This is a genomic window from Aurantimonas sp. A3-2-R12, assembly GCF_036016755.1.
Taxonomy (GTDB): Bacteria; Pseudomonadota; Alphaproteobacteria; order Rhizobiales; family Rhizobiaceae; genus Aurantimonas; species Aurantimonas coralicida_A.
In genome coordinates, this window is sequence record NZ_JAYXIH010000019.1 from 1 (window position 1) to 13485 (window position 13485).

Consider the following 13485-nt stretch of genomic DNA (forward strand, 5'->3'; position numbering starts at 1 on the left):
GATGTCTTTCACCACCCGCTCGGCAGGAGCCTTCGCAGGCAATTTCGGCTTGGAGGATTTGGGTCTCATCTTCGTTCCTTCGTCACTACGACGAGACCCAAATCCTCCTCAAATCACAACCTCAATTCTGGGCCATAGGCCCTGACGGCGGACATATCATTATGCAAGGCGCCGGCGCGCGCACGCGATGCCATGTCGAACGAGGTGTATAAATCGTCCACGCCCAATGCTGCTATGGTCGTTACGAGAACGGCAAGCGCGCAAGAGACCCATTCCAAGGCGCGGAGTCGGAGCCGAAGTGTCACATAGATCGCAGCTCCGATAGGCAATACATGCAGGGCCATTGCGAGAACCGGCGACCTGACGGTGCCGGCGGCAAATATGATGCCCAGCGTAACGACAACTCCTCCCGAAATGCTCCGGAAAAGGCGGCCCGTAGTATAGATAAGAAGCGGTATCGAAACGAATATCCAAGCCAAAATGAGATCGGAACGAGTGGGGCCCGCAGCCTGAAAAAATCCACCGACTACCAATATTCCGATGACGGAGAATAGGAAAATCGCGCAGACCAGATCGAAACCCGCACTGTCGAGTTCAGTGCTTTCCACCAATTGTTGACCGGGGACTGGTCGCTGCGGGCGGGACGGCAGGCGCGCCTCAGGATGTGGCATGCACCGCCTCCACGATCGTATCCACAACTTCGTCTTGTTGTTCGCGCGTAATCCCGATCCACAGCGGTAAACGGAGGAGCCGTTCCGCCGAGGACTCGGTGACCGTCATTGAACCATGCACGCGGCCCAGCCTCTGTCCAGCAGGGGAGTTATGAAGCGGTACGTAATGGAACACAGCGCCTATCGCCCGTTCTCTCAGGAATTCGAGGACGCGGCCGCGGGACAGGCCGTCGCTGAGCAGCACGTAGTACATGTGAGCGTTATGCTCACATCCGGTGGGTATGATCGGCCTGCGAAGCAAGCCTTGCTTGTCGGCTCCCTCCAGCGCGGTATGGTAACGAGCCCAACTCGCCAGTCGGGTTTCGGTTATCTCACTTGCTTTCTCAAGCTGCGCCCATAGAAAAGCGGCCACAAGTTCGCTCGGCAGAAATGAAGAACCCGGCTCCTGCCAAGTATACTTGTCGACTTCGCCCCGAAAAAATCGACTCCGATCCGTCCCTTTCTCGCGGATGATCTCTGCCCGTTGCTGGAAGGCGGGATCGTTTACCAGAAGCGCGCCGCCTTCGCCGCTGATCACGTTTTTCGTCTCGTGGAAGCTGTAGGCCCCGAGGCATCCGAGACTTCCCAGCGCCAGGCCGTGATACTTCGACATGACGCCCTGGGCGGCGTCCTCGACGATCGCGACGCCGTGCCGACGTCCGATCTCAACGATCTTGTTCATTTCACACGCGACGCCCGCATAGTGAACCGGAACTATCGCTCGTGTGCGCGACGTAATAGCATCTTCGATCAAATTTTCGTCGAGGTTCAACGTATCTTGGCGGATGTCAACGAACACCGGAACGGCACCACGTAAGACGAACGCGTTCGCCGTGGATACGAAGGTGAATGACGGCATGATGACTTCATCGCCGGGCTGGATTTCGAGAAGCAAGGCCGCCATCTCGAGCGCCGCCGTGCACGAATGGGTCAACCTCACCATTCCCGATCCCGACAGCGCCTCAAGCCAGGCATGGCAGTTTCGGGTGAATGGACCATCCCCAGCGAGATGGCCATGGTCGTGAGCTTCGGAGATGTAGTGGATTTCGCGGCCTGTCAGGTAAGGCCAATTGAACGGGATGCCACGTCGCTTTTGAATCATGTACGCTTCATTCTTTACTGGCGACCAATGTCAGGAGGAGAGGCGGTGGCCCTCACCCACAGGCAGCAAAAATATGCGACCTAGGCCGCTGCCCCGTAGGCCACTTTCCTAAACCGATCAATCTCGTTGGAAAAGGCCAGAGGACAGAGCAACTTGCGATCAGTGTGCAAATCCGGGCGGAAATCGCCGGGGATGCCGAACGTCACTGTTGCTTGACGTATCGCACGCTTCATCTTCCGCTCGAACTTTCGAAAGACGAATTCGGGCCACCCATCGTTGGCGTGGGCAGAAGCGAGTAGCCTGCCAGTCCAGTCGGGCGGGTCGATTTTTTTGCGGCGCGGAAGAAATTCGGCCGTTGCGGTTCATGTTGCGGGCCGCTGCCTATATGGTCTCGGATCAGAAGTACCGCGAAAGGTCGTTTTCGAGACCGCGGTGCAGGGCGTGATGGTTCGGAGGCAAAATGTGCGGCATATGCGGTGAAATCCGGTTCGACGGGCAAAAGGCCTCGGCCGAGCGGCTTCAGCGCATGGGCGATTGCCTGGCTCCACGCGGTCCGGACGGCTCCGGCCAAGTGATGCGCGGCCGGGTCGGCCTCGGCCACCGGCGACTGAAAATCATCGACCTTTCCGAAAAGGCCGAGCAGCCGATGGTCGACCCCGAACTCGGGCTCACCATCGCCTTCAACGGCTGCATCTACAACTATCCGGAGCTCCGCAAGGAGCTCGAAGGCAAGGGCTATCGCTTCTTCTCGCATGGCGACACGGAGGTCATCCTCAAGGCCTATCACGCCTGGGGGCGCGATTGCGTCAAGCGCTTTCACGGCATGTTCGCCTTCGCCATCCACGAGCGCGACTCTGGCCGGGTGCTGCTTGCTCGCGACCGCTTCGGCATCAAGCCGCTCTACCTGTCGCAGAACGCCGGGCGCCTCTATTTCGCCTCCTCGTTACCGGCGATTCTCAAGACCGGCGACGTCGATACCGCGATCGACCGCGAGGCGCTGCACCACTACATGACGTTCCACGCCGTGGTGCCGCCGCCGCTGACTATTCTCAAGGGCGTGCGCAAGCTCCCCCCCGCGACAACCCGGCTGATCGAGGCGGACGGCAGCTTCGACGACGACATGTTCTGGGCGCCCGAATTCGGACCACGCCCCGGCGACGACAAGCTGTCTTCCGACGACTGGCGCGACATGGTGCTGGAATCGCTCAAGACCGCGGTCGCCCGCCGCATGGTCGCCGACGTTCCGGTCGGGGTGCTTTTATCGGGCGGCGTCGATTCCTCGCTGATCGTCGGGCTTCTGGCCGAGGCCGGGCAGAAGGACCTCAACACCTTCTCGATCGGTTTCGAGGATGCCAATGGCGAGGTCGGCAACGAATTCGAGTTCTCCGACCTGATCGCCAATCACTACGGCACCGAGCACCACAAGATCTTCGTGCCCGGCTCGGAACTGATGGAGCATCTACCCGGCACCATCGCGGCGATGTCGGAGCCGATGGTCTCTTACGACAATGTCGGCTTCTACCTCTTGTCGCGCGAGGTCTCCAAGCACATCAAGGTGGTCCAGTCCGGCCAGGGCGCCGACGAAATCTTCGGCGGCTATCACTGGTATCCGCCGATGGTCGGCGCCAATGATTCGCTCGCCGCCTACAGCCATGCCTTCTTCGACCGCTCGCATGAGCGGCTGCTGAGCCACATTTCGCCGGAATGGCACACCGAAACCGACGTCAGCCGCGAATTCGTCGAGCGGCATTTCGCCATCCCGGGCGCGGAAAATCCCGTCGACAAGGCCCTGAGGATCGATGCCCACGTCATGCTGGTGGACGATCCCGTCAAGCGGGTCGACAACATGACCATGGCCTGGGGATTGGAAGCGCGGGTGCCCTTCCTCGACCACGAACTGGTGGAACTCGCGGCGCGCGTGCCGGCGGCCGAGAAGCTGAAGCAGGACGGCAAGGGTGTCCTCAAGGAAGTCGCGCGTCAGATCGTCCCGTCGGCGGTGATCGACCGCAAGAAGGGTTATTTCCCGGTTCCGCAGCTCAAATACATCTCCGGCCCCTATCTCGACATGGTGCGTGATACGCTGACCTCCGAAAGCGCCAAATCGCGCGGCTTGTTCCGCGGCGACTATCTCGAAACGCTGTTCGCCGATCCGGCCGCCCACATCACGCCGCTGCGCGGCTCGGAACTCTGGCAGGTCGCGCTTCTCGAATTGTGGCTCCAGCAGCAAGGGATCTAGCGCCGCTATGGCAGATCACCGGCCCAGGACCCAGCCCAATATCGACCACCGGCTGAAGCGGATGCGCACCGACGGCATCAAGGCGCCGATCGGCCGGCACGATCCGAATATGCCGGCGGCCGAGAAAAACGCCTATCTCGATTGCGGATGGGGACGGCTGGTCTTCGCCCAGACCTTCGAAGACCCGACGGAACTCGTGCGCAGCCTGCGCGAGGAAGGCCCCGATCGCCGCGATATCGCGTTCTACGCGCGCGACCCGCATGTGCTCTTGAGCCACGCGCCGCAGGAGCTGTTCCTCGACCCCTCGCACACCTACCGCCTCGATCTTTCGACCTATCGCAGCGATCCGCGCCGGCCGCGCGGCTACTTCATCCGCCGCCTGTCCTCCGAGCAGGACGCGACCGAGGTCAACCGCATCTACCAGAGCCGCGGCATGGTGCAGGTGCATCCGTCCTTCTTCTGGTCCAACCGCGACAACCGGGCGTTGACCTATTTCGTCGCCGAGGACGAAACCACCGGCGCAATTCTTGGCACGGTCACCGGCGTCCACAATCGCCGCGCCTTTGCCGATCCGGAGAACGGTTCCTCGCTCTGGTGCCTTGCGGTCGACCCCCAGGCCACGCATCCGGGCATCGGCGAGGCTCTTGTGCGCCGGCTGGCCGAGCATTTCCAGGCGCGTGGCTGCGCCTTCATGGATCTGTCGGTCATGCACGACAACGAACTGGCGATCGGGCTCTATGACAAGCTCGGCTTCTACCGGGTCCCGTATTTCGCCGTGAAGCGCAAGAACGAGATCAACGAGAAGCTGTTCACCGGCTCGGGCGCCGATTACGACAGCCTGAACCCTTACGCGCGTATCATCGTCGACGAGGCGCGGCGGCGGGGCATCCATACCGAGGTGACCGATGCGGCCGGTGGCTTCTTTCGTCTGACTCAGGGCGGCCGCACGATCCATTGCCGCGAAAGCCTGTCGGAACTGACCTCAGCCGTAGCGATGTCGATCTGCGACGAGAAGTCGGTGACCCGCCGCATGGTCGAGGCCGCCGGCGTCGCGGTCTCCGATCAGATCGATGCCGATATCGACGACGAGGCCCTTGCCGCGTTCATCGCCGAGCATGGCCAGATCGTCGTCAAGCCGGCGCGGGGCGAACAGGGACGTGGCATTGCCGTCGGCATCGAAACCGTCGAGGACGCCAAGCGCGCGATTGCCGCGGCGCGCGAGCAATCGGACCGGGTGCTGCTGGAATCCTGCTTCGCAGGCGATGATCTCAGGCTGATCGTCATCGACTATCGCCTGGTCGCCGCCGCCCTGCGCAAGCCGCCGCAGATCACCGGCGACGGCCGCTCCAGCGTGCGCGAACTGATCGAACATCTGTCCCGGCGGCGCGCGGCGGCGACCGCCGGCGAAAGCCGGGTGCCGCTCGACGCGGAGACCGAGCGCTGCGTCAGGAATGCCGGCCACGCCCTGGACGACATTCCGGCGAAGGGCGAGCGGATCACCGTTCGCAAGACCGCGAATCTTCATACCGGCGGCACCATTCACGACGTGACCGGCGAGGTGCATCCGGTTCTCGTCGATGCGGCCGTCGCCGCTGCCCGGGCGATCGAAATCCCGGTGACGGGGATCGACCTGATGGTCAAGGCGCCGCACTTGCCGGACTACGTCTTCATCGAGGCGAACGAACGGCCGGGGCTCGCCAATCACGAGCCGCAACCGACGGCGGAGCGGTTCATCGACCTCTTGTTTCCCCTGTCGATTCCGTTTTCAGTGCGCGCCGCCAGGTCTCACAAACGTAAATCCAGGAAGGACGACTAAGTGCCAAGGCTTGCCATCGATGCGCAGTATCTGACGGACCAGCTGAAGGCGCTTCTGGATATCCCCAGCCCCACCGGCTACACGGATACCGTCGTTCGCCATGTCGCCAAGGAACTGGAGCGACTCGGGCTGACCGTCGAACTGACCCGGCGCGGCGCGATTTCCGCGCTCCGGCAAGGCTCGCGCCGGGCCTCGGCGCGGGCGATCGTCAGCCATCTCGATACGCTGGGTGCCCAGGTCAAACGCCTGAAGGAGAACGGCCGCCTCGAACTCGTGCCGATCGGCCACTGGTCGGCACGCTTTGCCGAGGGCGCGCGCGCGACGCTGTTCACCGAATCCGGCACCTATCGCGGCACGATCCTGCCGCTGAAGGCCTCCGGCCATACCTACAACGACGAGATCGACACCATGCCGGTCGGTTGGGACTTCGTGGAGTTGCGGGTCGACGCGCTCGGCCGCGACGCGCGCGAGTTGCAGGCGCTCGGCATCGAGATCGGCGATACCGTTGCGATCGACCCGCAGCCGGAATTTCTCGACAACGGCTTCATCGTCTCGCGTCACCTCGACAACAAGGCGGGCGTCGCGGTCATGCTCGCCGCGATCGAGGCGATGGAGCGCGCCGAGGCATCGACGCCCGTCGACATGCACTGGCTGTTCACCATCGCCGAGGAGGTTGGCGTCGGCGCCGCCTCTATCCTGACGCCCGACGTCGCCTCGATGATCGCGGTCGACAACGGCACGTCGGCGCCAGGCCAGAATTCCTCCGAATTCGGCGTCACCATTGCCATGGCCGACCAGACCGGCCCGTTCGACTATCACCTGACCAAGAAACTCGTCCGGCTCTGCCAGGAAGAGGATATCCGCTACCAGAAGGATATCTTCCGCTTCTATCGTTCCGACTCCGCCTCCGCGATCGAGGCAGGGCACGACGTGCGCACTGCGCTGATCACCTTTGGCGTCGACGCCTCGCATGGCTATGAACGCATCCACATGCATGCGCTGCGCTCGCTCGCCGAACTCGTCACCGCCTACGCCACCTCGCCGGTCGAGATCGAGCGGGATCGCAACCAGCATGCAGGTATCCAGGGATTCACCCGGCAGCCGGCGGTCGAGGCGGAGCAGGCGCTCGCGGAGGATTCCGACCTCGCCGAGTAACGCCATGCCGTCCCGCCGGATCCAACGGGCGTCGAACCTCTCGCTGTTCATAAGATCGCGCGACCGCGATAATATCGAATACCGGGGTCCGGTGTGGCACCGCGTCGTCGACAACAGGGGATGACAGGCATGACGTCCGAAAAAATCCTGACGCTGGCCGAGGCGTGGTGGCGCGATATCGAGGCGACCGCCGCGGCCTATCCCTCCATCGCGATCATGGGTCTGATCCTCGCCCTCCTGTCGCTGCTCCTGTCGCGAAGCCTGTTTGTTTTCATCGCCGCTGCGTTCCTCGCCGTTGCCGCCGTGCTTGTCACGGAGCCGGTCGCGGACCCGCTCAAGCGCGAGGTCCTGATCGGCGGATTCTTCCTGGCGATCGTCCTCGTCTCCGTCGTAGTCATGATGCTGCGGCTGCGCCTGCGTCAGGCACGCATCGATCTGCGCCGCACGGCAGCGGAAGCGAGCGAATGGCAAGCCCTCTATCAGGATGAGGTGCGCTGGCGGCAGGCCGGCGGCGATGTACGGGACCGGCTGCCGCCGGGCGGCTGAGGTCAACCGAGGCGCCGAGACCCGCTGCCGTCGTCAGACCCCATTTTTGACGGAGGCCTCGGCGCGATCGATCGGATCCGCTGCATCGCGCGTCGCCGCGTCGGACTCCACCAGGGTCGTCGCCACCTTCGAGGACGCCTTGAGCGTGCGGTGAACCGGGCATTTGTCGGCGATTTCCAGGACCTTGGCTTCAAGCCCATCAGGCACACCGCCCTCGATGTGGATGCGGCGGGTGAACCAATCGATCTTGCCGTCGCGCGCCCGCTCGTCCTCGGCGCAGGACTCACAGTCCTTGAAGTGCACCTTTTGATGCGCGACATCGACCGTGATCCGGCCGAGATCGAGCTTCTTGCGATCGGCGTACATGCGCAGCGTCATCGAGGTGCAGCTGGCCAGCGCCGCCGACAGGAAGTCGTAGGGCGAGGGTCCGCTGTCGAGGCCGCCGACGCTTTCCGGCTCGTCGGCCGTAAGCCGGTGACGCCCCGCATGCACCGCGTTCTGGAACGTGCCGCCGAGGGTCTCGCGCACGCCGACATGCTCGATCGCGGTCTCGCCCTGGGGCTTTTCCTGCCCGATGTAACGGGTCGCCCAGCCGGCGACGACCTCGGCCGCGAACTCGGCGTCGGCGCGCTTGGTCAACAGGTGATCGGCGCCGTCCAGCGACACGAAGCTCTTGGGGTGGCGCGCCGCGGTGAAAATCGCACTGGCATTGTCGATGCCGACGAACTCGTCGACCGGCGAATGCATCACCATCAGCGCCTTGCGCATCGTCGCGATGCGATCCGTCAAGCGGGTGCCTCGGATGTCTTCCAGGAACTGCCGGCGGATGGTGAAGGGACGGCCAGCCAGTTTCACGGCGACCGCGCCCTCCGCCTCGATGTCATCAACATGGGCCGCGAACTGCTTTTCGACGTGGCTGGCTTCGGCGGGCGCCGCGATGGTGACCACCGCCTTGACCTCGGGAATGTCGCGGGCAACGGCAAGAACGGCGGCGCCTCCCAGCGAATGGCCGATCAGGATTTTCGGCGCCGCGAAATTGGTTCGAAGATAGTCGGCGGCGCTTTTCAGATCGGCGACGTTGGAGGAAAAGTTCGTCGAGGCGAATTCGCCCTCGCTGGAGCCAAGGCCGGTGAAATCGAAGCGCAACACGGCGATGCCCTGCCCGGCGAGGCAATTGGCGATGGTCCGCGCCGCCTGAAGGTCCTTGGAACAGGTGAAGCAGTGGGCAAAGAGCGCATAAGCCCGCACCGGGCCCAGCGGCATGTCGAGCCGAGCCGATAGGGCGTCGCCGGAATGGCCTTGGAAGTCGACGCGCAGGATCGAATCGCTCATGCCGCTGAGACTCCGATGTTCTGTTACGATGAGCTGGACGATAGCCGCTTTCGGCGCGCCCCGGCAGTTCCCGACGATCAAATGATTTGGAAGGCTAGTTTTCGCATGGGCCCTCCCGCGCAGCGAACACGATCAGATGCGCGTAACCACCGATCATCCCGCCTCCTCTATCAACGGCCGGCCGATGCACCTACATGGCTTCGGTCCGCACGAATATCTCCGATTGGAAGCCACAATGGTCCAGCCCGACGATCTCTCCCAGCTCGGCCGCGACGCCCGCCCGGCGGCCTCGCCCGACGAAGCGGTTCTCGAAACCGTGCCCTATCGGCGCGGCGAGGGCGCGCCGACCATTGTCCGGTTCACCTGTCCGGAATTCACCTCGCTCTGTCCGGTGACCGGGCAACCGGACTTCGCCCATCTGGTGATCGACTACGCGCCGGACGAACGGCTGGTGGAATCGAAATCGCTGAAGCTGTTCCTCACCAGCTTCCGCAACCACGGCGCCTTTCACGAAGACTGCACCGTCGCCGTCGCGCGGCGCATCGTCGAGGCGACGAAGCCGCTCTGGCTCAGGATCGGGGGCTACTGGTATCCGCGTGGCGGCATCCCGATCGACGTGTTCTGGCAGACCGGCCCGGCCCCCGAAGGCGTCTTCCTCCCCGACCAGGGCGTGCCGCCTTATCGCGGCCGCGGCTGACGCCCCGCCCCTCGCCATTGAACGGCGCGCCGCTTCGGCTTAGGACGCTTCAACGGATTGATTGGGGGCAAACATGGAACTGGACAGCATCGAGGACGCGATCGCCGCGATCGCGGCGGGGGAACCGGTCGTCGTCGTCGATGACACCGATCGGGAGAACGAAGGCGATTTGATCATGGCCGCATCGAAGGCGACGGCCGAGCGGATGGCCTTCATGATCCGCCACACCAGCGGAATCATCTGCGTGCCGATGACCGCGGAACGGGCCGACAAGCTGAATCTGCCGCCGATGGTCGCCAACAATCTCGATCCGATGCGTACCGCCTTCACCGTTTCGGTCGACTACAAGGTCGGCATGACGACGGGCATCTCGGCCGAGGAGCGGACCAACACCGTCCGCGCGCTGGCCAACGACAATTGTGCCGGCACCGACTTTCTGAGGCCCGGCCACATCTTCCCGCTGATCGCGCGGGACGGCGGCGTCTTGACCCGCTCCGGCCATACCGAAGCCGGTACCGATCTCGCCAAGCTTGCCGGGCTGGAGCCAGCCGGCGTGCTCGCCGAGGTCGTCAATGACGACGGCACCGTCAAGCGCCTGCCCGAACTCATCCCCTTCGCGCGCGAGCACGGCCTGAAGATCATCTCGATCGAGGATCTCATCTCCTATCGCATCCGCCGGGAATCCTTCGTGACCTGCGTCAAGGAGGAGGCGATGACCGTCGGCGGCATGGCCGCCCAGGTGCGGATTTACGAAACCCCGTTCGACCAGATGCAGCATGTCGTCGCCGTCTTTGGCGACGTGCGCGACGGCGAAAAGGTGCCGACCCGCATCCATCGCGAGCAGCCGGTGCTCGACCTGTTCGGCCGCACCCGCGAGGCGAAGACCTGGGTGGAGGTCGCCGTCGACCAGCTGAAAAGCCACGGGCGCGGAGTTTTAATGCTGCTCCGGACGCCGAATGTCGACGATTTCGAAGCCGGCGACGCTGTAGCGGATCACGCCGATGGCGAACGCCACGGCAGCGCGTTGAAACGCCAGCAGCGCTGGCGCGAGATCGGCGTCGGCGCCCAGATCCTGCGCGACCTCCACATCCGGTCGATCTCCGTGCTGGCGACGCATGAACGCGCCTATGTCGGCCTCACCGGCTTCGGCATCGAGGTCGCCGGCACCATCCTGGTCGAGGACTGACCGGCGCTGCCGAGGGGCGGCGAGCCGCGCCCGCGTAGGATAGCGCCGGGCGGCCATTCGCGTTCGGCAAGGGTCTCGGAGACCGCGGGTTGCGAGATATGCGGCACCAGTGTCACATAGTCGTTCCAGGTTTGATGAGGGCGGCATGGGCGGGCAGCGGGACGATGGCAAAGGCGGGACCGATCGCGAATACCCCGACCTGACCACCGAAGGCCCAACGCTGCTGGTCGCCGACGCGGCGGCCTGGCGCCCCCATCCCGTCAGCAAGGAACTCGAGGTGCATTCGATCCATCCCGGCGCGACGCGCGTGGCGATCGCCGCCAGCTGCGGCTGGGACGTGCGCTACGCCGAGAATGTCGAGGAAACCCCACCACCGACTGACACGGAGCTTCCCACGTTGCGGGCGCTTAAGGCGCGGACCGCCGACGCCCCCCGGCGGAGTGCCGCGTGAGACGGATGGAGCGCACCCGCGTCGCCATTATTGGCGGCGGACCGGCCGGGCTTCTGCTGGCGCTCATCCTTCACCGCGCCGGGATCGACAGCGTCGTCATCGAGCGCAGAAGCCGCGATTACGTCTTGTCGCGCATCCGCGCGGGCGTTCTGGAAAAGGGCACGACGGATATTCTGAGGACCGCCGGCGTCGGCGCGCGCCTTGACCGGGAGGGGCTCGTGCATGACGGGCTCGACATCGCCTGGCGCGGCGAAGTCCTGCATATCGGCCTGCGCGAGCTGACCGGTAAGACCGTCACCGTCTACGGCCAGACCGAGGTTACCCACGATCTTTACGACGCGCTCGACGAAGCCGGCGTACCGGTTATCCACGAGGCCGAGGACATCCATCTGTGGGACATCACGACCGACACGCCGTTCGTGACCTTCCATACGCAGGACGGCGAGCACAGCCTCGAATGCGATTACGTCGCCGGTTGCGACGGCTTCCACGGCGTCTGCCGCCAGACCATTCCGGCCGATCTGCTGCGGACCTTCGAACGGGTCTATCCGTTCGGCTGGCTCGGTATCCTCACCCGGACGCCGCCAATCCAGGACGAGCTGATCTACGCCCATCACGCGCGCGGCTTTGCGCTCTGCTCGCTCAGAAGTCCGCAATTGTCGCGCTACTACCTCCAGTGCGACGCCGCCGACGACGTCGCCAACTGGCCGGACGAGCGCTTCTTCGACGAGCTCGAGGCGCGACTGCCGCCTCGGGTCGCCGCCCATCTCAAGCGCGGTCCCTCGATCGAGAAATCGATCGCGCCGCTCAGATCCTTCGTCGCCGAGCCGATGTGCCACGGCCGGCTGTTCCTGGCCGGGGACGCGGCGCATATCGTGCCGCCGACCGGGGCCAAGGGGCTGAACCTCGCCGTCTCCGACGTCCATTACCTGTCGCGGGCGCTGATCGCCCATTACCGCGACAAGGACGACCACCTACTGGAAACCTATTCCGAGACGGCGCTCGCCCGGGTCTGGAAGGCCGAACGCTTTTCCTGGTGGTTCACCTCGATGATCCACATGTTCGAGGCGGATGGCGCCTTCTCCCAGCGCATCCAGGAAGCCGAATTCGACTATCTCGCCTCCTCGCAAGCGGCCCAGACGGCACTGGCGGAGAATTATGTCGGGCTGGCGTATTGAGGACCGCTGCACACGTCTATTTTCTAACGGGTTCAGAAAAGGTCACTGTGATTTTGTCCAAGATTGAAAATAGTATTTCCACCGAGTACCCTACAAGAAAGCTCAGCGCGATCGGCTCCAGGCTCCATTCCGGAATTTCATTGCGATAGACCCATCCTATCGCAACTCCGGCAATCGCACCGACACAAAGCCTTAATATAAGAAGCGGCATCGATACATTAGATATTGAATAATTATAGACACCTAACGATGTTCTCCTCAATATATATACGCATGACCCCAATACAGCAGCTATTATTGGTATTATATATCCACCCATTCTCTCTTGATCAACCTTTGCGATCCATATTATTCTATCTGCGACCTCCGTCTCTCCGCCTATTACTTCATTACGCAATCTGTTTACCGCAGCCTCTTCAATTTCACTAATATCTTCATTCTTTTTTTTCCCCAAACGCTGCCTAAGATAGGGCTCTATTACCGGGTCTACTTGTCCATCATACCGGCTGTAAAGCCAGTTCATTATACGCTGATAGTCTTCTTTTATCGCTATTTTCGTTAACTCAATTTTTTTACTTGCTGTCTTAACATCGCTTCCGGACAAGCGAGTTTGTTCTAAACTATTATTATCGAGCGCAATTCTCTCTCTTCTAAGCGAATCTTCCCTTTGCATCGCGGTATTCAGCGCGCTGGCGTCTTGCACGTAGTATATCAATGTAAAGAAAAATATCAATGTAATCGATGAAACAAATACAATAAATATCCTAACGTCTCTGAATATCCACGTCGCCAGGTAGTAACTACCCGACTTACTTTCATCTACGAGTGGCGCAAGAATTTTTAGACTTTCGATTCGTATTGGCTTCGCCATCTCCGCAAGTTCGGAAAACTCTCTCCAAAACATCGCTTCATCGAAAGAAGCGATATCCTCCTTCTGTAAATCAAAACCTTTAAATATTATTGACTGCGTCTCTGCTCCAACTCTATGACCTGATCTAGCTAGATGCTCAATTAGAAGATACGCATCTCTCGCGTTTCTACGTATTATTTGTGATTTATCTCTTTCCATATCATTT

General features: G+C 62.3%; 12 protein-coding genes. 8 read left to right on the top strand and 4 right to left on the bottom strand.

What is annotated here, in order from left to right; genetic code table 11:
• Positions 1-113: 113 nt before the first annotated feature.
• Complete coding sequence (locus VSX60_RS11450; protein ID WP_327624317.1) at positions 114-671, bottom strand: hypothetical protein; 558 nt, start codon at positions 669-671, stop codon at positions 114-116.
• Positions 658-1812 carry a dTDP-4-amino-4,6-dideoxygalactose transaminase gene (gene rffA, locus VSX60_RS11455; RefSeq protein WP_327624318.1) on the bottom strand — a complete coding sequence of 385 codons (1155 nt, stop codon included), beginning with the start codon at positions 1810-1812 and terminating at the stop codon, positions 658-660. Before rffA ends, VSX60_RS11450 begins: the two co-directional genes overlap by 14 nt.
• A 460-nt stretch (positions 1813-2272) precedes the next feature.
• On the opposite strand from rffA, the gene VSX60_RS11460 reads away from it, so the two are divergent.
• From VSX60_RS11460 to VSX60_RS11475, 4 genes are all read left to right on the top strand, one after another.
• Positions 2273-4048 (top strand): N-acetylglutaminylglutamine amidotransferase, encoded by a 1776-nt coding sequence (locus tag VSX60_RS11460; protein WP_327624319.1) that lies wholly within the window; start codon positions 2273-2275, stop codon positions 4046-4048.
• Between the two features lie 7 nt (positions 4049-4055).
• On the top strand, positions 4056-5864 hold the full coding sequence (gene ngg, locus VSX60_RS11465; RefSeq protein ID WP_442873087.1) for an N-acetylglutaminylglutamine synthetase: 1809 nt from the start codon (positions 4056-4058) through the stop codon (positions 5862-5864).
• Positions 5865-7019: an osmoprotectant NAGGN system M42 family peptidase gene (locus VSX60_RS11470; RefSeq protein WP_327624320.1), complete on the top strand. Its 1155-nt coding sequence runs from the start codon at positions 5865-5867 to the stop codon at positions 7017-7019.
• Between the two features lie 129 nt (positions 7020-7148).
• Positions 7149-7565 carry a hypothetical protein gene (locus tag VSX60_RS11475; RefSeq protein WP_327624321.1) on the top strand — a complete coding sequence of 139 codons (417 nt, stop codon included), beginning with the start codon at positions 7149-7151 and terminating at the stop codon, positions 7563-7565.
• Positions 7566-7598: 33 nt separating this feature from the next.
• Here VSX60_RS11475 and VSX60_RS11480 read toward each other — a convergent pair whose 3' ends face one another.
• Entirely contained in the window at positions 7599-8897 is a 1299-nt protein-coding gene (locus tag VSX60_RS11480) for a bifunctional alpha/beta hydrolase/OsmC family protein (protein WP_327624322.1), read from the bottom strand.
• Positions 8898-9132: 235 nt separating this feature from the next.
• On the opposite strand from VSX60_RS11480, the gene queF reads away from it, so the two are divergent.
• The 4 genes from queF to pobA all read left to right on the top strand — a co-directional run bounded on the left by queF (position 9133) and on the right by pobA (position 12409).
• Complete coding sequence (queF, locus tag VSX60_RS11485; protein ID WP_327624323.1) at positions 9133-9594, top strand: preQ(1) synthase; 462 nt, start codon at positions 9133-9135, stop codon at positions 9592-9594.
• A gap of 73 nt (positions 9595-9667) precedes the next feature.
• Entirely contained in the window at positions 9668-10780 is a 1113-nt protein-coding gene (gene ribB, locus VSX60_RS11490) for a 3,4-dihydroxy-2-butanone-4-phosphate synthase (RefSeq protein ID WP_327624324.1), read from the top strand.
• A 145-nt stretch (positions 10781-10925) separates the two neighbouring features.
• Positions 10926-11231, top strand: a complete 306-nt coding sequence (locus VSX60_RS11495) for a hypothetical protein (RefSeq protein ID WP_327624325.1) — start codon at positions 10926-10928, stop codon at positions 11229-11231.
• A 5-nt stretch (positions 11232-11236) separates the two neighbouring features.
• The gene (pobA, locus tag VSX60_RS11500; RefSeq protein WP_327624401.1) at positions 11237-12409 is read left to right on the top strand and encodes a 4-hydroxybenzoate 3-monooxygenase; all 1173 of its coding nucleotides are present in this window, start codon (positions 11237-11239) and stop codon (positions 12407-12409) included.
• Between the two features lie 16 nt (positions 12410-12425).
• Here the strand turns inward: pobA and VSX60_RS11505 are convergent, their stop codons facing one another.
• Positions 12426-13478, bottom strand: coding sequence for a hypothetical protein (locus tag VSX60_RS11505; RefSeq protein WP_327624326.1), 1053 nt, complete (start codon positions 13476-13478; stop codon positions 12426-12428).
• Between the last annotated feature and the right edge of the window lie 7 nt (positions 13479-13485).